The sequence below is a fragment of the Sphingopyxis sp. MG genome, assembly GCF_002953155.1.
Lineage (GTDB): Bacteria > Pseudomonadota > Alphaproteobacteria > Sphingomonadales > Sphingomonadaceae > Sphingopyxis > Sphingopyxis granuli.
This window is the reverse complement of the sequence record NZ_CP026381.1, coordinates 1471012-1492792: the sequence shown is the minus strand read 5'-3', so window position 1 is coordinate 1492792 and position 21781 is coordinate 1471012. Positions and strand designations below refer to the sequence as shown.

Here is a 21781-nt window from a genome sequence, read left to right as displayed (position 1 = left end):
AAAATATTCATTATAATAAAGATAAATATAGCTGTCCATCCCCATTAATTAGATAAAGACAAGCAGAGTATTCAAATTAATACTTAAATCTTCATAAAACGACGCGCGGCGAGCGCCGCGAGAAGGCGATCGTGTGTATTCCTGATTGTCAGGCCGATGACACGCTACGGAATCCATCTTTTGCACGAGCCCCCTCACAGCGCTGGCCAATCAATTCGCTGAGGCGATGAAATATCGTGCCAGCCCTGCTTAAAATGGATTAGGCACCCGCGAATTTGCAATTAATGTCGCGAGCAATCCACCCAGAAGCATCGAACGCGGAACACCCTTTTCCACAGGACCATCAATCATGAAAAAAGCTGACCAAAAGAAAATGAACCGGGTGCTTAAGCGAATGCTGGCGACATCGCCCATTTCCGATAGGGAAGAGCCAGGCCACCCACGAGATCGCAAATCTGTTTCGCGATCGCCGCAGGATTCACATCGCGGCGGATCATAAACGATGCCGGGGCGCGATGAATGCCTCGCGTCGTAGCCGCGCACATTGCAGCAAATGGTGCAGTCGACCGCTACGCCTTTCTCTTGGCAGGCAAGCGTATGATGCCGGAACGAACCTTACGCCCGGCAGTGACGTTTTCGCTCCGTTTAGCTTTGCTTTCGCCGCTCCCCGGGATAGCCCGATGCCCCATCGCCTCCCGGATACGCTGGGTCATGAACCACGCCGTCTTGTAGGTAACACCGATCAGTTGTTGAAGCTGAGATATGCTGACAGCCTTCTTGCTCGACGAGAGAAGGAAGACCGCCAGTAACCACCGGTCCAGCGACACTTTGCTATGCTCGAAGACGGTGCCGACCGTGACGGTGAAATTCTTGAGGCACGCATTGCACTGGATCAATCCGGCGCGATGGGACTTGCCTTGCAAGCGATGAACGCGCTCTTTCTCCCCGCAATGCGGGCAGACAGGACCTTTCGGCCATCTCAGCCGTTCCAGATGCTCGCGAGCCTTTTCGACATCGCTGAAAATGGGATCGTTGAGGTCAAACATCGCCCGATTCACCTATGCAGAAATAGTGGGTACAGAATTCTACGCGACATACATATTTATTTCTACGCAAAATAGATAATTTTTCTACTTAAAATATATAGAAAAATTACCCCTTTTGATTTGAAGATTTTTATTATTTTATTGTTATAAAAAGATTATTTTTGATCATAGATTCGCGTTCAAACTCAGAAAATTGCCTTAAGGGAAAACAAAAAACTCAGAGCATAAATGAAAGAAAACGGAGGTAAAAATATGCAATTAATTGCATATTTTTGGAGGTTATGAATCGACGAGCAATTCCTTTATCCGGGGCCAACTTTTGCAGTTTCCAGTCAAGAGAAAGGAGACGACCGAACGGCCCGAGGGCATCGAGGCTGGCACCGCACGCCTCGTCGGAACCGACCGCAATCGAATCGTTGCGGAAATCTTCAGCCTTTTGGACGATAAGGACGCCTATGACGCCATGGCCCGCGCCCACAACCCCTTCGGCGACGGGCATGCGGCGGAGCGAATAGCGGAGATTGTTGCGCGTGCCCATCGATAGCGAACAGAAAGTCACCGTCCTCGGCCTCGGTTATATCGGCCTGCCCACCGCCGCGCTGATCGCGCGGTCCGGGTGCCGGGTCACGGGCGTCGACGTCAGCCGGCATGTCGTCGACACCGTCAACAGCGGCCACGTCCATATCGAGGAGGTCGACCTCGACGGCCTCGTTCAGGGCGTCGTCGCGCGCGGCACGCTGACCGCCTCGACCGAGGTCGCGCCCGCCGACGTGTTCGTCATCGCGGTGCCGACGCCGCACGACGAGGAGCATCGCCCCGACATCCACCATGTCCTGTCCGCCGCCCGCGCGCTGGCGCCGGTGGTGAAGGCAGGCGATCTCGTCATCCTCGAATCGACCTCGCCCGTCGGCACCACCGAAAAGGTGGCGACGCTGATCGCCGAACTGCGCCCCGATCTGAAAGTACCGGGCGCGTGCAGCGGCGCCGCCGACATCTTCATCGCCCATTGCCCCGAACGCGTCCTGCCCGGCCGCATCCTGATCGAACTGGTCGACAACGACCGCTGCATCGGGGGCATCACCCCGCGCTGCGCACGGCGCGCGATGACCTTCTATCGCCAGTTCGTGCGCGGCGCCTGCATCACCACCTCGGCGCGCGCCGCCGAAATGGTGAAGCTGGTCGAGAACAGCTATCGCGACGTCAACATCGCCTTCGCGAACGAACTGTCGATGATGGCGGAGGAAATGGGGGTCGACGTGTGGGAGGTGATCCGCCTCGCCAACCGGCACCCGCGCGTCAACATCCTCCAGCCCGGGCCGGGCGTCGGCGGGCATTGCATCGCGGTCGATCCGTGGTTCCTCGTCCATGGCGCGCCCGCGCACAGCCGCCTGATTCGCACCGCGCGCGAGGTCAACCTCGCCAAGACCGCGCATGTCGTCGGCGCGGCCGAAATGCTCGTCTCGCAGCATCCGGAGGCGCGCGTCGCCTGCCTCGGCCTCGCCTTCAAGCCCAATATCGACGATTTCCGCGAAAGCCCCGCGGTCGAGGTCGCCGCAGCGCTCGCGCGTCGGTTCGGCCCGCAGATCCATATCGTCGAGCCCTTCGCGCGCACGCTTCCGGCCGCGTTCGCCGATACCGGTGCCGAACTAATCGATCTCGATAGCGCGCTGGCGTCGTGCGACATCCTGATCGTGCTCGTCGATCACGACCTGTTCCGCTCGATCCCGCTCGAGGAGCGTGCCGACAAGATCGTCTACGACACGCGCGGCCTGTGGCCCGACCAGCCTGGAGCGGCGACCAGCCACCGTCTGCACCGGGCGGCCTGACCCTTTTCCGCTTGACGCGGCGGGAGCGCCTCCACATCTGTCGGCCATGCTCGTGCGCCTGCAAACGCTCGTCGTGGAAAAGCCCTGGGGCCGAACCGACATACCCAGGGATTTCGGGGATTTCGGCGGCCGCCGGATCGGCGAAATCTGGTTTGCCCATCCCGATGGCGACGATGCGCCGATCCTGATCAAATTCCTCTTCACCTCCGAACGCCTGTCGATTCAGGTCCATCCCGACGACGCGGCGGCGCAGGCCGCCGGCTTCGCGCGCGGCAAGGACGAGTGCTGGCTGGTGCTCGATGCCGATCCCGGCGCCGAACTCGGAGTCGGGCTGGTCGCCGAAACTTCGCGCGAGGCGCTGCGCGACGCCGCGCTCGACGGATCGATCGTCGACATGATCGACTGGCGGCCTGCACGGGAAGGCGATTTCGTCTATAATCGGGCGGGGACGATCCACGCGATCGGCGCCGGGCTGACGGTGGTCGAGGTGCAGCAGAATGTCGACTGCACCTATCGGCTCTACGATTACGGCCGGCCGCGCGAATTGCACCTCGACGCCGGGCTGGCGGTCGCGGCGCCGGGGCCGCGCCCCGATCCGCGCGACGGCCGCGTCGAGCCGGGCGACAACTGCCTGCTGGTCGACGGCCCGCATTTCCGCCTGCTGCATCTGGCGGGCCCGGACGCCGCGGCAATGCTGCCCCAGACCGACGGCGCATACAGCTTCGTACCGCTCTCGCCGGGGTGCCGCGTCGATGACGAGGCGGTGGCGCTCGGCGAATGCGTCGTCATCGACCGCGCCAGCGGCATCGCGCTGGCCCCGGATGCCCGCGCCCTTCTGTGCTGGTCCTGCTGATGGCGATGCCGGGCGAAGGGTGGTAACAGGAAGTCCATGATCGTCCCCGTCATCCTGTCCGGCGGATCGGGCACCCGCCTGTGGCCCGTGTCGACCAGCGCCGCGCCCAAGCAGTTCCAACCGCTGATCGGCGAAGTCAGCCTGTTTCGCCAGACGCTGGATCGTGTCGCCGATCGCGCGCGCTTCGCCGCGCCGCTGGTCGTGTGCGGCCCCGGGCACGTCGCGCCAGTCGAGGCCGATCTGGCGGCGGCGGGAATCGCCGACGCGCGGGTCATCGTCGAACCCGCGGCGCGCAACACCGCCCCGGCGATCGCGCTGGCCGCGCGCGCCTGCGACCCCGATTCGCTGCTTCTCGTCATGCCCGCCGATCATGTCATGACCGACGTCACCGCATTCCTGCGCGCGATCGACACGGCGCGTCCCGCGGTCGAAGCGGGCGCGATCGCCACCTTCGGGATCGCTCCGTCGCATCCCGAAACCGGCTATGGCTATATCGCGGCGGGCGAAGCGCATCCCGATGCGCCCGGCGTCCACAGCGTGCGGCGCTTCGTCGAGAAACCCCCACGCGAGCGGGCGGAGGCGATGCTCGCCGAAGGCGGCCATTACTGGAACGCCGGCATCTTCCTGATGCGCACCGATCGCTTCCTGACCGAACTCGAACGCCAGCAACCGGCGATGGCCGCGGCCTGCACCGCTGCCATGACGGACGCACGGCAGGATGGCGGACGCGTCCATCCCGACACCGACGCCTTCCTGCGCAGCCCCGCCGATTCGATCGACTATGCGGTGATGGAGGGCGCGGACCGGGTCGTCGTCGCGCCGGTCGATCCCGGCTGGTCCGACGTCGGCGGCTGGGCAGCGCTGCACGCGCTCGGGACCAAGGACGACGCCGGCAACGTCCGCATCGGCGACGTCGTCACGCTCGACGCCGAACGCAACTATCTGCGCGCCGATGGCGGCAAGCGCATCGCCGTGGTCGGTGTGTCCGACCTGATCGTGGTGACGCACGGCGACGACATCTTGGTCATCCCGCGCGAGCGCGCGCAGGAAGTCAAGGCGATCGTCGAATATCTGGCCGCACACCCACCGCGCTGACGCGGGAAGCTCTGTCCGTCCGCAGTAGTGCCCTTGCGCCGCGCGGTGGCGGCGTTAAACCGCTTTCATGCGAAACCATCTCCTGTCCAGCGCGATCGCGCTCGCCGCCGTCCTGTCCACCCCCGCCCTCGCCCGGCCGATGACCGAGGTCGATCTGGCGACAATGAAACGCGTTGCCGCTCCCGCCGCCTCGCCCGACGGACGCTGGGTCGCATTCCAGATCACCGAGACCGAGGCGGAGTCCTACAAGCGCTCGACCGGCCTGTGGCTTCTCGACCGCAAGGCGAAGGGAGCCGTGCCGGTGCGCGTCGCCGACACCCCGGGCAAGAACGAGACGAGCCCGGCGTTCGGCCCCGATGGCGCGCTTTACTTCCTCTCCGACGCGTCGGGCAGCGACCAGCTCTGGCGGATCGCCGTCGGCGACAGCGGCGCCCCGGCAACGCAGGTCACCAGCGAGAAGGCCGACGTCGCGGGCTTCAAGCTGTCGCCCGATGGCCGGCGCCTGCTCGTCTGGGGCGACGTGCCCCGCGAGTGCACGAGCTTCGGCTGCGATGCGAAGGAAAAAGGCGCGCTCGTCGGACCGGGCAGCGGCCGCCACTACAAGGACGGCGTCGGTTTCGTCCGCCACTGGGACCAATGGGAGACGCCGGGCACCCATAGCCGCCCCTTCGTCTTCGATCTCGTCGACGGCAAAGCGACCGCGGGGCGCGCGGTCGACGGCGCGCTGATCGGCGACACGCCGTCGAAGCCCTTCGGCGGCGGCGAGGAACTCGCCTGGGGCGCCGACAGCCGCACGATCTTCTTCACGCTGCGCAAGGCCGACCGCGACGAACCGACCTCGACCAACCTCGATATCTATCAGGCGAAGGTCGATGCGCGCATCGCGCCGATCAACCTGACCGAAGCCAACAAGGCGACCGACACGCTGCCCACCCCTTCCCCCGATGGCAAGTGGCTCGCCTATGCCGCGATGGCGCGACCCGGCTATGAAAGCGACCGGCAGGTGCTGATGCTGCGCAATCTCGAAAACGGCGAGACACGCAAGCTGACCGACGCCTGGGATCGCTCGGTCGCCTCGATTGCTTGGGCGCCCGGCGGCAAGGCGCTCTACGTCACCGCGCAGGAGGTGCTCGACCATCCCGTCTTCCGCGTCGATGTCGCGACAGGCAAGGTCGAGCGCCTGAAGGCGTCGAACGCGGCGACCGAGGGCAATATCGGCGACGTGACCCCGCTCGCCGATGGCGGTCTGCTCTATTCGCGCAATTCGATCCTGCTGCCGACCGACCTCTACCTCCGCGATGCCAAGGGCAAGGTGACCCAGATCACCGACGCCAATGCCGCGATTCTCGCCGAACTCGATCCGGTCAAGGTCGAACGCATGCAATTCGCCGGTGCGAACGGCGACACGGTGTGGGGACAGATCATCAAGCCCGCCGATGCCACCGGCAAGCTGCCCGTCGCCTTCCTCGTCCACGGCGGACCGCAGGGCAGTTTCGGCGACAGCTGGTCGACGCGCTGGAACCCGCGCCTGTTCGCGCAGCAGGGCTATGGCGCGGTGACCGTCGATTTTCACGGCTCGACCGGCTATGGTCAGGCCTTCACCGACAGCATCAACAAGGACTGGGGCGGCAAGCCGCTCGAAGACCTGAAGCTCGGCCTTGCCGCCGCGGGGCAGAAGGATGCGCAGCTCGACATCGGCAACGCCTGTGCGCTCGGGGCCTCCTATGGCGGCTACATGATGAACTGGATCGCCGGGCAATGGACCGACGGCTTCAAATGCCTGGTGCAGCACGACGGCGTCTTCGACGCGCGCGCCATGGCCTATGAGACCGAGGAACTGTGGTTCGACGAATGGGAGCACGGCGGCCCCTATTTCGCGGTTCCCGAAGAATATGAGAAATGGAATCCGGTGCACCATGTCGACAAGTGGAAGACGCCGATGCTGGTGATCACCGGCGAAAAGGATTTCCGCATTCCCTATACGCAGGGCCTCGCCGCCTTCACCGCGCTCCAGCGGCGGGGGGTGCCATCCGAACTGCTCGTCTTCCCCGATGAGAATCACTGGGTGCTGAAGGGCGCGAACAGCGTCCAGTGGCACCGCACGGTGTTCGACTGGATGAAGCGCTATCTGAAGAAATAGCTTCCGTTTCCCGCCTCTCGTCACCCCGGATTTGATCCAGGGTCCCGCTGATCCCACGAAAGCGGGATGCCGGATCAAGTCCGGCATGACGAAAGAGGCAGGGCGGCGAGACGATCACCCCCTTGCCGCATCGCAGCATGGCTGGCAAAGGCCCGGTCATGCCGATGGAAAAAACCTTCGATCCCGCCGCCATAGAAGCGAAATGGGCTCATGAGTGGGAGAGCCGCGGGCTGTTCCGCCCCGCGCGCCCGAATGCGCAGCCCTTCACCATCGTCAACCCGCCGCCCAACGTCACCGGCGCGCTGCATATCGGCCATGCGCTCGACAACACGCTGCAGGACGTGCTCGTCCGCTACGAGCGGCTGCGCGGCAAGGATGCGCTGTGGGTGGTCGGCACCGATCATGCCGGCATCGCGACCCAGATGGTTGTCGAGCGCCAGCTGGAAGCGCGGCAGGACAAGCGCACCAACTACACGCGCGACGAATTCGTCGAGAAGGTCTGGGAATGGAAGGCGACAAGCGGCGGCCAGATCACCCGCCAGCTCCGCCGCCTCGGCTGTTCGATGGACTGGAGCCTAAATTCCAGAGACAATAACGGGCAGTTCACGATGGACCCGCATTTCACGCGTGCCGTGGTCAAGGTGTTCGTCGACCTGCACCGACAGGGCCTGATCTATCGCGACAAGCGCCTCGTGAACTGGGACCCCAAGCTCAAGACCGCGATTTCGGACCTCGAGGTCGATGCCCGCGAAGTGAACGGCCACATGTGGCACTTCAAATATCCGCTCGCGGGCGGCGAAACCTATCGCTACGTCGAGCGCGACGGCGACGGCAACATCCTGTTCGAGGAAGAGCGCGACTATATTGCGATCGCGACGACGCGGCCGGAAACGATGCTGGGCGACGGGGCCGTGGCGGTGCACCCAGACGACGAGCGCTATCGCCCCATCGTCGGGAAGCTGTGCGAAATCCCGGTCGGCCCAAAGGAGCATCGGCGGCTGATCCCGATCATCACCGACGATTATCCCGATCCGAATTTCGGTTCGGGTGCGGTCAAGATCACGGGCGCGCACGACGAAAACGACTATGGCGTCGCCCAGCGCAACGGCATCCCCATGTACCGCCTGATGGACGAAGTGGCGGCGATGCGGACCGATGGCCCCAGCTATGCGGAGGCCGCCGCCCGCGCGAAGGCCATCGCCATGGGCGAGACGGCCACGGCCGCCGAGATCGACAAGCTGAACCTCGTCCCCGAAGCCTATCGCGGGCTCGACCGGTATGAGGCGCGCGAACGGGTCGTCGCCGACATCGACGCCGAAGGGTTGATGATCAAGGTCGAGAACAAGCTGATCATGCAACCGTTCGGCGACCGCGGCGGCGTGGTGATCGAACCGATGCTGACCGATCAATGGTATGTCGATGCCAAGACGCTCGCCCAGCCGCCGATGCAGGCGGTGCGCGACGGGCGCATCCGGATCGTCCCGAAGACGTGGGAAAAGACCTTCTTCAACTGGATGGAGAATATCCAGCCGTGGTGCGTGTCGCGCCAGCTCTGGTGGGGGCATCGGATTCCGGCGTGGTATGCCGCAGACGGCCGCATCTTCGTCGCCGAGACCGAGGAAGAGGCGCAGGCCGAAGCAGGTGCAGGCGTCACCCTTACCCGCGACCCCGATGTCCTCGACACCTGGTTCTCCTCCGCCCTCTGGCCTTTCGCGACGCTCGGCTGGCCCGACGATACCGAGATGCTGCGCCGCCATTATCCCAACGACGTGCTCGTCTCGGGTTTCGACATCCTGTTCTTCTGGGATGCGCGCATGGCGATGCAGGGGATGCACTTCATGAACGAGGTGCCGTGGAAGACGCTTTATCTCCACGGCCTCGTCCGCGCGCCCGACGGGCAGAAGATGTCGAAATCGAAGGGCAACGTCGTCGATCCGCTCGGCCTGATCGACCAATATGGCGCCGACGCGCTGCGCTTTTTCATGGCGGCGATGGAAAGCCAGGGCCGCGACATCAAGATGGATGACGCGCGTCTCGCGGGCTATCGCAACTTCGCGACCAAGCTGTGGAACGCCGCGCGCTTTTGCGAGGCGAACGGCATTTCGGCCTCGACCAGCCTCGCAGCGCCCGCGGCGAGCCTGCCCGTCAACCGCTGGATCATCGGCGAGGTCGTCGACACCGTCGCGGCGATGGAAAAAGCCTTTGCGGCCTTCCGCTTCGACGACGCCGCGAATGCGATCTACAGCTTTGCGTGGGACCGTTTCTGCGACTGGTATCTGGAACTGATCAAGGGTTCGATCGATGAGGAGACGAAAGCCGTCGCCGGCTGGGTTCTCGATCAGATTCTCGTCATGCTCCATCCCTTCATGCCCTTTATCACCGAAGAGCTTTGGACCGGCCTCGGCGACCGCGAAGGTTACCCGCTGATCACCGCGAAATGGCCCGAGCCGCAGGCGCAGCGCGATGCGCAGGCAAGCGCCGACATCGACTGGCTGATCAAGCTGGTCGGCGAATTGCGCGGGGCCAAGGCCGAGCTCGGCCTGCCGCCGGGCGCGCGCCTGACCGCGCATTTCCCGGCATCACTGAAGGGACGCACCGATACGCTCGCGGCGCAACTCGATCGCCTCGCGCGGCTCGACGCGATCCACTTCGATCCCGCGCCGGCGGGCGCCTCGGCGCAGCTTGTCGTAGAGGGAGAGACGATCACCGTTCCGCTCGAAGGCGTGATCGATACCGCCGCCGAGCGCGACCGCCTGTCGAAGGCGCTCGCCGCAGCCGTCAAGGAACGCGACAGCCTCGCCGGGCGCCTCGCCAATCCGAATTTCGTCGAGCGCGCAAAACCCGAAGCGGTCGACAAGGCGCGCGCCGACCATGATGCCAAGGCGGCCGAGGCCGACCGGCTGACCGCCGCACTGGCGCGGCTGGGGTGAAGGAAGAGGCACCCGTCGCGCCCGTCGTCGCCGCGGCCGACCCCGCTTCGGGGCCGGTGCCGCCGCGCCAGACCGCGCGCGGCAACGGGCGGCTCGACCTGACCGACGGGCCGATCACGCGGACACTGGTCCTTTTCGCGCTGCCGACGCTGGCGTCGAATATTCTCCAGACGCTCTCGGGCTCGGTGAATTCGGTGTGGGTGGGGCAATTCCTCGGCGAAAGCGCGCTCGCCGCGACCGCCAATGCGAATATCGTCATGTTCCTGATGTTCGCGACTTTCTTCGGTTTCGGCATGGCGGCGACGGTGCTGATCGGCCAGTCGATCGGCCGCGGCGACATCGATGCCGCGCGCCGCGCATCGGGCGGCGCGATCGGCCTGTCGCTGTTCTTCTCGCTCGTCATCGCGGTCGTCGGCTGGTTCGCCTCGGATGCGATCCTGCGCCTGCTCGAAACCCCGGCGGAAGCCTTTGGGCTCGCGCACGACTATCTGCGCGTCACCTTCATAGCAATCCCCGCCAGCATGCTGATGGTCACTCTGATGATGGCGTCGCGCGGCGCGGGCGACGCAGTCACGCCACTGCGCTTCATGATCCTGTCGGTCGTGCTCGACATCGTGCTCAATCCCGTGCTGATCCTCGGCCTGGGCCCCTTCCCGCGCCTCGGTATCACGGGGAGCGCGCTCGCCACAGCCAGCTCCGGGACGATCAGCCTCGTCGCGATGCTTGTCTGGTTCTACGCCAGGGATCATGTCCTGCGCCTGCGCGGCCGCGAACTCGCTTACTTGGTCCCAAAGATCGACGAACTGCGCTTCATCGTCGCCAAAGGCGTACCGATGGGGGCGCAGATGCTCGTCATCTCGGGCGCCGGGCTGGTCATGGTCGGCCTCGTCAACCGCGAGGGGCTGGTGACGGCGGCGGCTTATGGCGCGACGCTCCAGCTCTGGAATTACGTCCAGATGCCCGCGCTCGCGGTCGGCGCCGCGGTCAGCGCGATGGCGGCGCAGAATATCGGCGCGCACAGGTGGGACCGCGTCACCGCGATCACCAACAGCGGCATGGCGATCAACCTCGCGATGACGGGGGTGCTGATCGCGCTCCTGCTCGCTTTCGACCGCGCCGCGCTCGGCCTGTTCCTCGGCAGCGGCAGCGAGGCGGTCGACGTCGCGCGGCACGCCCAATATATCGCGACCTGGACCTTCCTTCCCTTCGGCACGACGATCGTTCTGATCGGCACGCTGCGCGCCAACGGATCGGTAGTGCCGCCGCTGATCATCCTGTTCCTGTCGATGTTCCCGATCCGTCTCGGCATCTATCATTTCGCCTATCCATGGCTCGGCGGCGACGCGATCTGGTGGAGCTTCCCGCTATCGTCGCTCACCTCGCTGGCGATGGCCTGGTGGGTGTATCAGCGCGGCAACTGGCGCAGAACTATGCCGCAGCCGGGGGTCGGATGAGGGCGCGGCACCCGACGACTTTCGACCAAGGCGCCCGCCGCTTCGACTGGCGGTTCGAAGCCCGCTGGCCTCGTCCCCGCCTTTACGGCTAGACCGGCGCCATGAACCGCGACCGCCACCCCGACCCGATGCGCGAGCAGCGCGCGCGCATGCTTGCGGCGGCGCCCGACTGGCGTGCGTCCGACGCGCGCGTCAACCCGCGCGTCGCCATCGGGTCGATCATCGCGATGTGGCTGCTCTATTTCCTGATCACGACGGGGCTTTCGGCGCTGACCGGCGCGCCGGGGCAATGGTCCTTCATCAACCAACGCGGTATCGTGGTGGTCGCCGGAATCCTCTGCACCTTCCTGCTCTATCAACTTCTCCAGCGTGTCCAGCCGCGCAGCTTCGGCGCGCGGCTCGCCGTCGCGATGGGGGCGGCGGTGCCGCTCGTCGCCCTTTATGCGAGCATCAACATGCTCGTCTTCTTCTATTGGTTTCCGTCGGACGAGACGGCCAAGATCATCGAGGATCTGCACGACAAATATCCGATCGCCTGGGAACTAGTGCTCATCCTCGACAGCTCGATCCGCTGGTATTTCTTCTTCGCGGTGTGGGCCGCGCTCTACGTCGCGCTCGGCTACGCGAACGAGATGCGCGCGGTCGAACGGCGCGCCAACGCCTATCGCCTCGAGGCGAAGAATGCGCAGCTTCGCGCGCTGCACTATCAGGTCAACCCGCATTTCCTGTTCAACACGCTCAATTCCTTGTCGACGCTCGTCATGCGCGGTTCGCAGAGCGAGGCGGAGGCGATGATCATGAACCTCTCCTCCTTCCTGCGGTCGAGCCTCGAGGTCGACCCCGAACAATTGGTCAGCCTCGACGAGGAGATTGCGCTCCAGCGTCTCTATCTCGACATCGAACAGGCGCGTTTCCCCGACCGGCTGCAGGTCGCGGTCGACGTACCCGACGCGCTCGGCAATGCGTGCGTCCCGGTCCTGATCCTGCAGCCCGTCATCGAAAATGCGATCAAATATGGCGTCGCGCCCAGCAAGGGCCGCATCGGCATCCGCGTCACCGTGTCGAGCGACTACGGCCTGCTGATCCTGCGGGTGGAGAATGACGTCGACCCCGCGGCGCCCGCGCCCGATCCGGGGATCGGCCTTGGGCTCGGCAATGTGCGCGAGCGGCTGATCACGCGCTATGGACCCGTCGCGGGGTGCGAGTGGGGGCGGTCCGGAAAGGGCGGCTTCTACGTCTCGCTCTGGCTGCCGCTGGCGCGGGACGGATGCTGATGCCGCCGACGCTGCGCACCCTGATCGTCGACGATGAGCCGCTCGCGATCGAGCGGCTGCAGATTCTCGCCGGGCAGCAGGACGGCATCGCGCTCGTCGGCACCGCGGGCGATGGCGCCTCTGCGCTGCGTATGGTCGAAGCGCTCGCGCCCGATCTCGTGCTGTGCGACATCGCGATGCCGGACCTCAACGGCATCGAGGTCGCGGCGGTGATCGACAAGCTCGACAACCCGCCGGCAGTGGTCTTCGTCACCGCCTTCGACCGTTATGCGGTCGCCGCTTTCGATGTCGCGGCAGTCGATTATCTGCTCAAGCCCGTGTCTCCCGACCGGTTGGCCCGCGCGATCGCGCGCGTGCGCGAATGGCGCCAGACCGACCACAGCCACGACATCAAAAGCCGATGGATCAACGAATTCTGGGTCCAGAATCGCGGCGAGATGCTGCGTATCGACGCCGGGCAGGTCGACCTGATCGAAGCCGAGCGCGATTATATGCGCCTGCATGTCGGCAGCCGGAGCTGGCTGATCCACCAGACGATCAAATCGCTCGAAGAACGGATGAATCCCGATCAGTTCATCCGCATCCACCGATCGAAGATGGTCCGCCGCGGCGGCATCGTCGGGCTCAAGCATCATGGCGACGGCGCGTGGAGCGTCGATCTGGGCGAAGGCGGGCTGCATCGCATCGGTCGCACTTACCTGCACGACGTCAAGGCGATCATGCAGGGGCGGTGATCCCGCCATAGCCACCGGCATGAAGCGGAACACGCAGGCCCGGACCGTGGCAGACCGCCGCCTCCGTGTTCCACATCCGCATCATGCCGCGCGGTGCGGCGATTCTCGGCCCGCTTTCGATCGACTCCTGTGGCCGGTCGACGGACCGACGAAAGTCGCCCGACGATCGACCAACGGCGTCCGTATCAGCGCCTCATGTCAGCGCTGCGGTTCGGGCAATGGATGCGCGCAACGCGTGGTGTCACCGGCCTTGCAGGCCGCGACATCGGCTTCCCACTGCATCCGTTCCTCGGCGCCCATCGCCGCGACGCGGGCCTTCTCCGCCTCGTAGGCCGCGGTTTCGGCGGCGTATTTCTCCTGCTCCGCCTGTTCCTGCGCAGCGGCGGCGGCTACCTCCTGCTCATAGGTGACATTCTCGGCTTTCGCCCGCGCCGCCTGTTCCGCGTTGAGCCGCGCGGTATTCGCACGCTCTTCCGGTGTCGTGCCGTCGGGTTTGGTCTGGACGGCAGCGGCCGTGTCGGCGGCGTCGGGTTCGGTCTGGGCAGCAGCCTGCCCGGCTCCGAACAGCGCCAGCGCGGCGGTGGCGGCCAATAGCATCCTGGTCATCGAAGTTTCTCCTTCACGGCAACGGCGATTGCCTGCCGTGCAAACGCCTTCGCCGCGAAGCCGTTCCCAGACGGTTCCCGGGTGCGGACGGCCGCCACAGGCGCGCCGATCGCGACCTACCAGATCCGTGTCCGCGCCTCTGGCTTCAGATAATATTTCGCATCCGCCGGCACATCGAACGCCTTGTACCAGGCATCGACGTTGCGCAGCGGCCCGATGATGCGCCAGCGTGACGGGCTGTGTTCGTCGCTCGCCACCTGCTGCTTGATCGCATCGTCGCGCGCCTTGTTGCGCCACGCCTGCGCGAAAGCGAGGAAGAAGCGCTGGTCGCCGGTTAGCCCGTCGATCACCGGTGCCTCCTTACCGCCCAACGAGCGGTGGTAGGCGTCATAGGCGATCTCCAGCCCGCCCAGGTCGGCGATATTCTCTCCCATCGTCAGTTCGGGGTTGATGAAGGCGCCCGGTGCCGCCTCATAGGTCGCATATTGCGCGCCGAACCCTTTCGCCTGCGCCTCGAAGCGCGCGGCGTCCTCGGCGGTCCACCAGTCGCGCACCGCGCCTTCGGCGTCGATCTTGCGCCCCTGATCGTCGAAGCCGTGCACGATCTCGTGCCCGATCACCGCCCCGATCGCGCCGTAGTTGACCGCGTCGTCGACGGACTCGCTGAAGAAGGGCGCCTGAAGAATGCCGGCGGGAAAGACGATCTTGTTTTCCAGCCCGCCGTTATAGGCGTTCACTTCCTGCGGGTTCATCGCCCATTTCTTGCGATCGACCGGCTTGCCGAGGTCGGATAGCAGATAGGCATATTCGAAAGCGGCGCTGCGTTCGACATTGCCATAAAGGTCGGCAGGATCGATCTTCAGTCCCGAATAGTCGCGCCACTTGTCGGGGTAGCCGACCATCACGTCCATCCGTGCGAGCTTGGCGAGCGCCGCCTCCTTCGTTGCGGGCGCCATCCAGTCGTTGGCGCGGATGCGGTCGGCCATCGCCAGCTTCAGATTCGCGACGAGCTTCTCCATTTCCGCCTTGGCGCTCGGCGGGAAATAGGCGTGGGCATAGGTTTCGCCGACCAGTTCGCCGAGGCTGCCGTCGACGAGCCGCAGGCCCCGTTTCCAGCGCGGCCGCAACTCCGCGACACCGCTCATCGCCTTGGTGAATTCGAACCGGCTGTCGACCCAGTCCTTCGACAGATAGTTCGCCGCATTGTCGGCGACGTGGAACTGCTGCCACGCCTTGATCGTGTCGAGCGGCGTCTTCGCATAGAGAGCAGCGATGTCGCGAACGGCGGTGTTTTCGTTGACGATGATGCGCTTCTGCGGCGCGATCCCGGCGCCAGCGAACCAGGCCGCCCAGTCGAGTCCGGGCGCATAGGCGGCCAGTTCGTCGGACGACATCGGGTTGTTGATCTTGCCGAGGTCGCGGCGGTCGGCGATCGGCCAGCTCGCCTGGGCGATTCCGGTTTCGAACGCCAGGATCGCATCCGCCGCCTTTTCGGGCGCCGGATCGCCGATCATCGTCATCGTCCGCACGATATAGGCGCGATAGGCATCGCGCTGCGCCTGGAAATCGTCCGACAGATAATATTCGCGGTCGGGCAGTCCCAATCCGCTCTGGCCGAGCCACAGCACGTTCGTCGTCGGATCGGCCGAGTCGGCATAGGGCTCGCCGGAAACGACGCTGAAACCGAAGGCGCCCTGCGACTGCCCCATGAAGCGCGTCATCGCGCTCTTGTCCCCGATCGCCCGCACCCTGGCGATGTCGACCATCAGCGGCTTGCGGCCCAGCGCCTCAATCCGCGCTTCGTCCATGAAACTCTGGTAGAGGCCGCCGAGTTGGCTGGTCGCCGGTGCGCCCGTCACCAGTTGGCGGAGCTGGCGCTGGGTCAGATTATAGACGTCGTAATCGACCCCCGCCGACGGCTGGTCGGCCGGAATCTCGGTGCGCGCGGACCAGCCGCCGTTGGCATATCGGTCGAAATCGTCGCCCGGCTTCACCGACGGATCGCGCGCCGCCAGGTCGACGCCCCACGCCCCGAAGGTCAGCGCCCGAAGCGACGCCGCGTCCGCATCTGCCGCTGCGGCAGACGCCGCCGTATCGCGCGCCGGCGCCGGCATCCCCGCCAGCATCGCGGCCATCGCCAGCATCGCCGCCCCCATGTGGATCGACTTCATCTTCTTCTCCCCGTTTCGCACGCCGTCGCGGTCGGACGGCGGATATGCCATGCTTGTTCGCCCTTGGCGGCAGGGGGTCAAGCGAGCGGGCGAACATTGGTCGAAAGCTTCGGCGGGTTGGTGGAAAGTTCGCGTCGATCGTCGCATTGCGGGCCACCTTCGCGCTTCCTATTTAAGAGGCGACGCTCGCCTCTTGCGCGTCGAGAACAAATCTGGAACACACCCCTCCCATGAGTCTCACCCACATTTCGGTGCGCGGCGCGCGCGAGCATAATCTCAAGGGCGTCGACGTCGACCTGCCGCGCGACAGCCTGATCGTCATCACCGGCCTTTCCGGGTCGGGCAAGTCCAGCCTCGCCTTTGACACCATCTATGCCGAGGGGCAGCGGCGCTATGTCGAGAGCCTGTCCGCCTATGCGCGCCAGTTCCTCGAGATGATGCAGAAACCCGACGTCGAGCATATCGACGGGCTGTCGCCGGCGATCAGCATCGAGCAGAAGACGACGAGCCGCAACCCGCGCTCGACCGTCGCGACGGTCACCGAAATATACGACTATATGCGCCTGTTGTGGGCGCGCGTCGGCATCCCCTATTCGCCCGCCACCGGCGAGCCGATCAGCGCGCAGACGGTCAGCCAGATGGTCGACCGCGTGATGGAATTGCCCGAAGGCACGCGCGCCTATCTGCTCGCCCCCGTCGTGCGGGGCCGCAAGGGCGAATATCGCAAGGAACTGGCGCAGTGGCAGAAGGAAGGCTTTACCCGCGTCCGCATCGACGGCGAATTCCACGCGATCGAGGATGCCCCCGCGCTCGACAAGAAATACAAGCATGACATCGAGGTCGTCGTCGATCGCATCGCGGTGCGCGAGGGCATCGAGACGCGGCTCGCCGACAGCTTCGAGACGGCGCTGAAGCTGGCCGAGGGGCTGGCCTATGTCGATCTGGCGGACACGACGGTGGCGGAGGCCCAGTCGTCTAATGGTAAGACTACGGATTCCAGTTCGTCCGTTCGTGCTGAGCTTGTCGAAGCACCGTCCTTGTCTTCCGAAGAACAGGGCGGCCCTTCGACAAGCTCAGGGCGAACGGGGATGAAGAATGTTGGAATACCGCCCAACCGCATCATCTTTTCCGAAAAATTCGCCTGCCCGGTCTCGGGCTTCACCATCGCCGAGATCGAACCGCGCCTGTTCAGCTTCAACGCGCCGCAGGGCGCCTGCCCCGCATGCGACGGGTTGGGCGAGCGGCTCGAATTCGATCCCGACCTTGTCGTCCCCAACCACGCGCTCAGCCTCAAGAAGGGCGCGGTCGTGCCGTGGGCGAAATCGAACCCGCCCTCCCCTTATTATATGCAGGTGCTCGAAAGCCTCGGCAAAGCCTATGGGTTCAGCCTCGAAACGCCGTGGCAGGACCTGCCCGGCGAGGTGCAGCTCGTCATCCTCTACGGCAGCGGCGGCAAGCCGGTCGAACTGACCTTCCGGGACGGCAAGCGCACCTATACCACGCACAAGCCGTTCGAGGGGGTGATCGGCAACCTCAACCGCCGCATGCTCCAGACCGAAAGCGCGTGGACGCGCGAGGAACTCGGCAAATATCAGACCGCGCAGCCCTGCGAGACCTGCCACGGCGCGCGCCTGCGCCCCGAACCGCTCGCGGTGAAGGTCGCGGGCGAGGACATCAGCCAGTCGGCGCGGCGGTCGGTTGCGGACGCTCTCCACTGGTTCGGCACGCTCGAAGCGAAATTGAACGCGCAGCAGAAGCAGATCGCCAAGGCCATCCTCAAGGAGATCAACGAGCGGCTCGGCTTCCTCAACAACGTCGGGCTCGACTATCTCAACCTCAACCGCACCAGCGGCACGCTGTCGGGCGGCGAAAGCCAGCGCATCCGCCTCGCCAGCCAGATCGGCAGCGGGCTGTCGGGCGTCCTCTACGTCCTCGACGAACCGTCGATCGGCCTCCACCAGCGCGACAACGACCGGTTGCTCGCGACGCTCAAGCGGCTGCGCAACCTCGGCAACACGGTGATCGTCGTCGAGCATGACGAGGATGCGATCCGCACCGCCGACCATATCGTCGACATGGGGCCCGGCGCCGGCGTTCATGGCGGCGAGGTGGTCGCCGAGGGCACGCTGGAACAGGTGCTGGCGAACGAGAAGAGCCTGACCGCCGCCTATCTGACCGGCGCGCGCCGGATCGAGGTGCCGCCGCATCGCCGCCCCGGCAACGGCTTCGACCTGGTGCTGAAGGGCGCGCGCGCGAACAATCTGCGGAACGTCACCGCGAAGATTCCGCTCGGCACCTTCACCTGCGTCACCGGGCTGTCGGGCAGCGGTAAGTCGAGCCTCGTCATCGACACGCTCTATGCCAGCGCGGCGCGCACGCTGAACGGCGCCCGCATGGTCGCCGGACCGCACGACAGCCTGTCGGGGCTCGAACATTGCGACAAGGTGATCGACATCGACCAGTCGCCGATCGGCCGCACCCCGCGCTCGAACCCCGCGACCTATACCGGCGCCTTCACCGTGATCCGCGACTGGTTCGCGGGGCTGCCGGAGGCGCAGGCGCGCGGCTACAAGCCCGGCCGCTTCAGCTTCAACGTCAAGGGCGGGCGCTGCGAGACCTGCACCGGCGACGGGCTGATCAAGATCGAGATGCACTTCCTGCCCGACGTCTATGTGACGTGCGAGACGTGCGGCGGCAAACGCTACAATCGCGAAACGCTGGAGGTGAAGTTCAAGGGCAAGAGCATCGCCGACGTGCTCGACATGACGGTCGAGGATGCGGCGGAATTCTTCAAGGCGGTGCCAGCGATCCGCGACAAGATGGCGATGCTCGTCCGCGTCGGCCTCGGCTATATCAAGGTCGGGCAGCAGGCGACGACGCTGTCGGGCGGCGAGGCGCAGCGGGTGAAGCTGGCGAAGGAATTGTCGCGGCGCTCGACCGGGCAGACGCTCTACATCCTCGACGAACCGACGACGGGACTGCATTTCGAGGATGTCCGCAAGCTGCTCGAGGTGCTGCAGGCGCTGGTCGATCAGGGCAACAGCGTGGTGGTGATCGAGCATAACCTCGACGTCATCAAGACCGCCGACTGGATCGTCGACCTCGGCCCCGAAGGCGGCGTCAAGGGCGGCGAAATCGTCGCCGCGGGCACGCCCGAACAGGTGGTGAAGGAGAAGCGCAGCTTCACCGGGCAGTATCTGGCGCCGCTGCTGGGGAAATGATGACTCCCCTCCCGCTCGCGGGAGGGGCCGGGGGTGGGCAGCGACGTTGCAGTGGCCCACCCCGCTGCGCCTAGCGAGCAAGCTCGCAAGTCTCGCTGCCCCTCCCGCAAGCGGGAGGGGAGGAAATCTCAGCCCATCAGCTTCGCGGTGATATCCTCGGCAGCGTAGATGCGGATCACGGGCGGTTCGGGCGAGAGACTGCGCAGACATGGCAATGATGCGCCAGACACCCAGCCTCCCTCCGCGACCGCGCGCTATGTTCAGCGCCGAGTGCAATCATGCGGTCGCGATGCTCGGGGCTGAGGATGATGTGGCCGGTGATGAGGATCATGCGTCTTCTTCGTCCTCACTCATACTGCCGCCTGCCCGACCCTGAACCAACTGCAGAGCATCGCGATACAAGAAGGGAACCCAATACGTCGGTTCCAAGCGAGTTCCTCTTACCTGAAAAAATCCCAAATCTACTAGAACCTGTGCCTTGGTGATGGCCTCGTCACGGGTCATTCCCCAAATCGAAGAAAGGCTTTCTGGAGTTTGCTCTGTTTTTTCTCCCCTCAATTTTTCCAGAAACGGCCGTTCGTCGGGATACTCCGCAAAAAGATACGTATTGAGCCGAGTTTCAGAAACTCGGGGTAGTGCCTGCTTGAACACCGATCGGTCAAAAATCTGTAGATCAGGCGCCGGGTTTTCGCCTCTCTCCAGACGCCGAATCTCTTCATCTCTCAAACAATTTAAAAGATGAATCAACTCGCGAGGAGCCGTATTTCCCGAAGCATCCGCACATCGTCCCACCATCCAATCAAAGGTCGCCGCCTTCCTTGAGCCTTGATCGACTTGGAGCGGGAAAACCTTGTCGAATACCTCCTTCTGCCTATCGGCAGAAGATAGGATTTCATCCCTGTCTAATCCATATTCATCACAAATAACATCATTACTCAATAATCTCCGCATAATAAGATTTAGGAGCATGGGAGCAGTCCATTGCATCACCTCATAGCGAACTATGTGGCTTGCTTCCCGAAAACCTGCATCCGTTACTCTTTTCCAAATGTCTTCGCGCAGAAAAATTTTTAGGCTTATACGATCAAAAGCATTCAGATCGCTATAAGCTCTAATCAGCGCCCTGATGGCATTCGCTTCTAATTCATGGCTGTCAGCAAAGGCGACATCGAGCCGATCAAGCAATACCCAGATCGTTAGCTTCCGCTCTGCCAAAGCCTTGTTGAGCTTCTCAAACATGCCATCGATGGAATTTATACCTGCGCTGCGAAGTTCACCGGAAGGCTCTGCTAGCGAAATCTTTCCCACGACGCCTGTCGGGAGCCCCGTAATCGCATCGATATTCAGGCCGCCTTCAAGAGCCGTGATTCCCAGCAGCCTTCGAGCAAAGCTCTGCGTACTTCGGAGCAAACCCGCCAAATTGAGGGGGCCTATATACCTGTTTGACCCACGATCCGAATGCGGCAATATCGGCCAATGGCAGGGGGCGATTCGAGCAAGCATAGCGACATCGAACCGATCAGCGCTTCGCAGTATGAGCGCTGGGTTCAGCCGCGTATTGCGATCCAAAAACTACAGCCATTTTTGGATGACTTCGGTGCTCGGAGGGAGATTTACCAGCGATTGTGCGGTGGCGCGCTACTTTGCGTTGCAAGAACGGCCAATTGGTATGGAAAAGGCTCTGTTGAAGTGCGGGAATACGGAAAGCTCGGTGCATTCCTCTGGAAGACTAATAGCGAACCGAAAGAGTATGAGAATTTCTGGAAGAGCGGGACCCATACGCTCACCCGCCCGATTGACCCTTACAGAACGGATAACCGCTATCCCATCGAATGCTTTGGCATCCGCCTCGACCCGGCGGGGATAGACACGATCCTTCGAGATTCCGGCGCCTCGACGGACGGCGAGCCAAGAGAGCAAAAGCCTCCGTCCAGTCCGTTGTCGGATGCCGAGGCAAGGCGGTTCGCAGCGGCGATTGTCGCTGGGTGGCCAGAGGCTTCACAAGACTGGGCGCACGAAAAAGCGCAGCTCTTTTTTCCCGACAAATCCATATCTCGCGACAATTTCCGCGTGATATTCCGCGCAATTCAGGGGCCGAAAACCCCCGGAAAAACCAAGAAAACTGGCAATTAGGCGGATAAATTCCGCTTAAATGCCGCGCAATTGCCGCGCAAATTGACCGCGCAATTCGCGAACGGCAGATTTGCTCCATCAACCCGGAAAGCCGGGCAACCGATGGAGCGAAACATGGGACCATGATCTAGCAGAAACGAAAAAGGCCACCCTCGCGGGTGACCTTTCGTGCCGGTGCCGAAGCGACCGATCTAAGCAATCAAACAGTCGCACCAATCGGACCCGGATGCAACCCACATCATGCGATGGAGGGACCGATGGTCTATATCCAAGCGTATTTCCGCATCAGGTTCGGACG

The 21781-nt window shown here is 64.0% G+C and carries 14 protein-coding genes and 1 pseudogene; 11 read left to right on the top strand and 4 right to left on the bottom strand.

The window, feature by feature from the left end; genetic code table 11:
- Window positions 1-569 precede the first annotated feature (569 nt).
- Entirely contained in the window at window positions 570-1046 is a 477-nt protein-coding gene (locus tag C3E99_RS06880; RefSeq protein ID WP_104959579.1) for a transposase, read from the bottom strand.
- 340 nt (window positions 1047-1386) lie between these two features.
- Here C3E99_RS06880 and C3E99_RS06875 point away from each other — a divergent pair.
- The 9 genes and pseudogenes from C3E99_RS06875 to C3E99_RS06835 form a co-directional block, all read left to right on the top strand.
- Window positions 1387-1590, top strand: a pseudogene (locus C3E99_RS06875) (UDP-N-acetylglucosamine 2-epimerase); the annotation flags it as partial.
- Window positions 1577-2872, top strand: a complete 1296-nt coding sequence (gene wecC / locus C3E99_RS06870) for a UDP-N-acetyl-D-mannosamine dehydrogenase (protein ID WP_076077867.1) — start codon at window positions 1577-1579, stop codon at window positions 2870-2872. The pseudogene C3E99_RS06875 and the gene wecC, both read left to right, overlap by 14 nt.
- A 46-nt stretch (window positions 2873-2918) precedes the next feature.
- The gene (locus C3E99_RS06865) at window positions 2919-3725 is read left to right on the top strand and encodes a class I mannose-6-phosphate isomerase (RefSeq protein ID WP_076075571.1); all 807 of its coding nucleotides are present in this window, start codon (window positions 2919-2921) and stop codon (window positions 3723-3725) included.
- A 36-nt stretch (window positions 3726-3761) separates the two neighbouring features.
- Entirely contained in the window at window positions 3762-4820 is a 1059-nt protein-coding gene (locus C3E99_RS06860) for a mannose-1-phosphate guanylyltransferase/mannose-6-phosphate isomerase (protein WP_076075573.1), read from the top strand.
- 67 nt (window positions 4821-4887) lie between these two features.
- The gene (locus C3E99_RS06855; RefSeq protein WP_076075576.1) at window positions 4888-6960 is read left to right on the top strand and encodes an alpha/beta hydrolase family protein; all 2073 of its coding nucleotides are present in this window, start codon (window positions 4888-4890) and stop codon (window positions 6958-6960) included.
- Between the two features lie 158 nt (window positions 6961-7118).
- Window positions 7119-9890: a valine--tRNA ligase gene (locus C3E99_RS06850; protein ID WP_104959578.1), complete on the top strand. Its 2772-nt coding sequence runs from the start codon at window positions 7119-7121 to the stop codon at window positions 9888-9890.
- Window positions 9887-11344, top strand: a complete 1458-nt coding sequence (locus C3E99_RS06845) for an MATE family efflux transporter (protein WP_234002629.1) — start codon at window positions 9887-9889, stop codon at window positions 11342-11344. The genes C3E99_RS06850 and C3E99_RS06845 overlap by 4 nt, the downstream gene beginning before the upstream one ends.
- Before the next feature lie 101 nt (window positions 11345-11445).
- A complete protein-coding gene (locus tag C3E99_RS06840) occupies window positions 11446-12618 on the top strand; it encodes a sensor histidine kinase (protein WP_067110166.1) in 1173 nt (390 codons plus the stop codon).
- A complete protein-coding gene (locus tag C3E99_RS06835) occupies window positions 12618-13352 on the top strand; it encodes a LytR/AlgR family response regulator transcription factor (protein ID WP_076077876.1) in 735 nt (244 codons plus the stop codon). Before C3E99_RS06840 ends, C3E99_RS06835 begins: the two co-directional genes overlap by 1 nt.
- Window positions 13353-13550: 198 nt before the next feature.
- Here the strand turns inward: C3E99_RS06835 and C3E99_RS06830 are convergent, their stop codons facing one another.
- Together C3E99_RS06830 and C3E99_RS06825 are read right to left on the bottom strand one after the other, a co-directional pair.
- Window positions 13551-13958, bottom strand: a complete 408-nt coding sequence (locus C3E99_RS06830; protein ID WP_158682172.1) for a hypothetical protein — start codon at window positions 13956-13958, stop codon at window positions 13551-13553.
- A 116-nt stretch (window positions 13959-14074) separates the two neighbouring features.
- Window positions 14075-16180, bottom strand: a complete 2106-nt coding sequence (locus C3E99_RS06825) for a M13 family metallopeptidase (protein WP_234002628.1) — start codon at window positions 16178-16180, stop codon at window positions 14075-14077.
- A 179-nt stretch (window positions 16181-16359) separates the two neighbouring features.
- Here C3E99_RS06825 and uvrA point away from each other — a divergent pair, with 179 nt between their 5' ends.
- Window positions 16360-19350, top strand: coding sequence for an excinuclease ABC subunit UvrA (gene uvrA, locus C3E99_RS06820; RefSeq protein ID WP_104959577.1), 2991 nt, complete (start codon window positions 16360-16362; stop codon window positions 19348-19350).
- A 327-nt stretch (window positions 19351-19677) separates the two neighbouring features.
- Here the strand turns inward: uvrA and C3E99_RS19690 are convergent, their stop codons facing one another.
- Entirely contained in the window at window positions 19678-20769 is a 1092-nt protein-coding gene (locus C3E99_RS19690; RefSeq protein ID WP_158682170.1) for a P-loop ATPase, Sll1717 family, read from the bottom strand.
- A 57-nt stretch (window positions 20770-20826) separates the two neighbouring features.
- On the opposite strand from C3E99_RS19690, the gene C3E99_RS06810 reads away from it, so the two are divergent.
- Window positions 20827-21483 carry a hypothetical protein gene (locus C3E99_RS06810; protein ID WP_158682169.1) on the top strand — a complete coding sequence of 219 codons (657 nt, stop codon included), beginning with the start codon at window positions 20827-20829 and terminating at the stop codon, window positions 21481-21483.
- The last annotated feature ends 298 nt before the right edge of the window (window positions 21484-21781 follow it).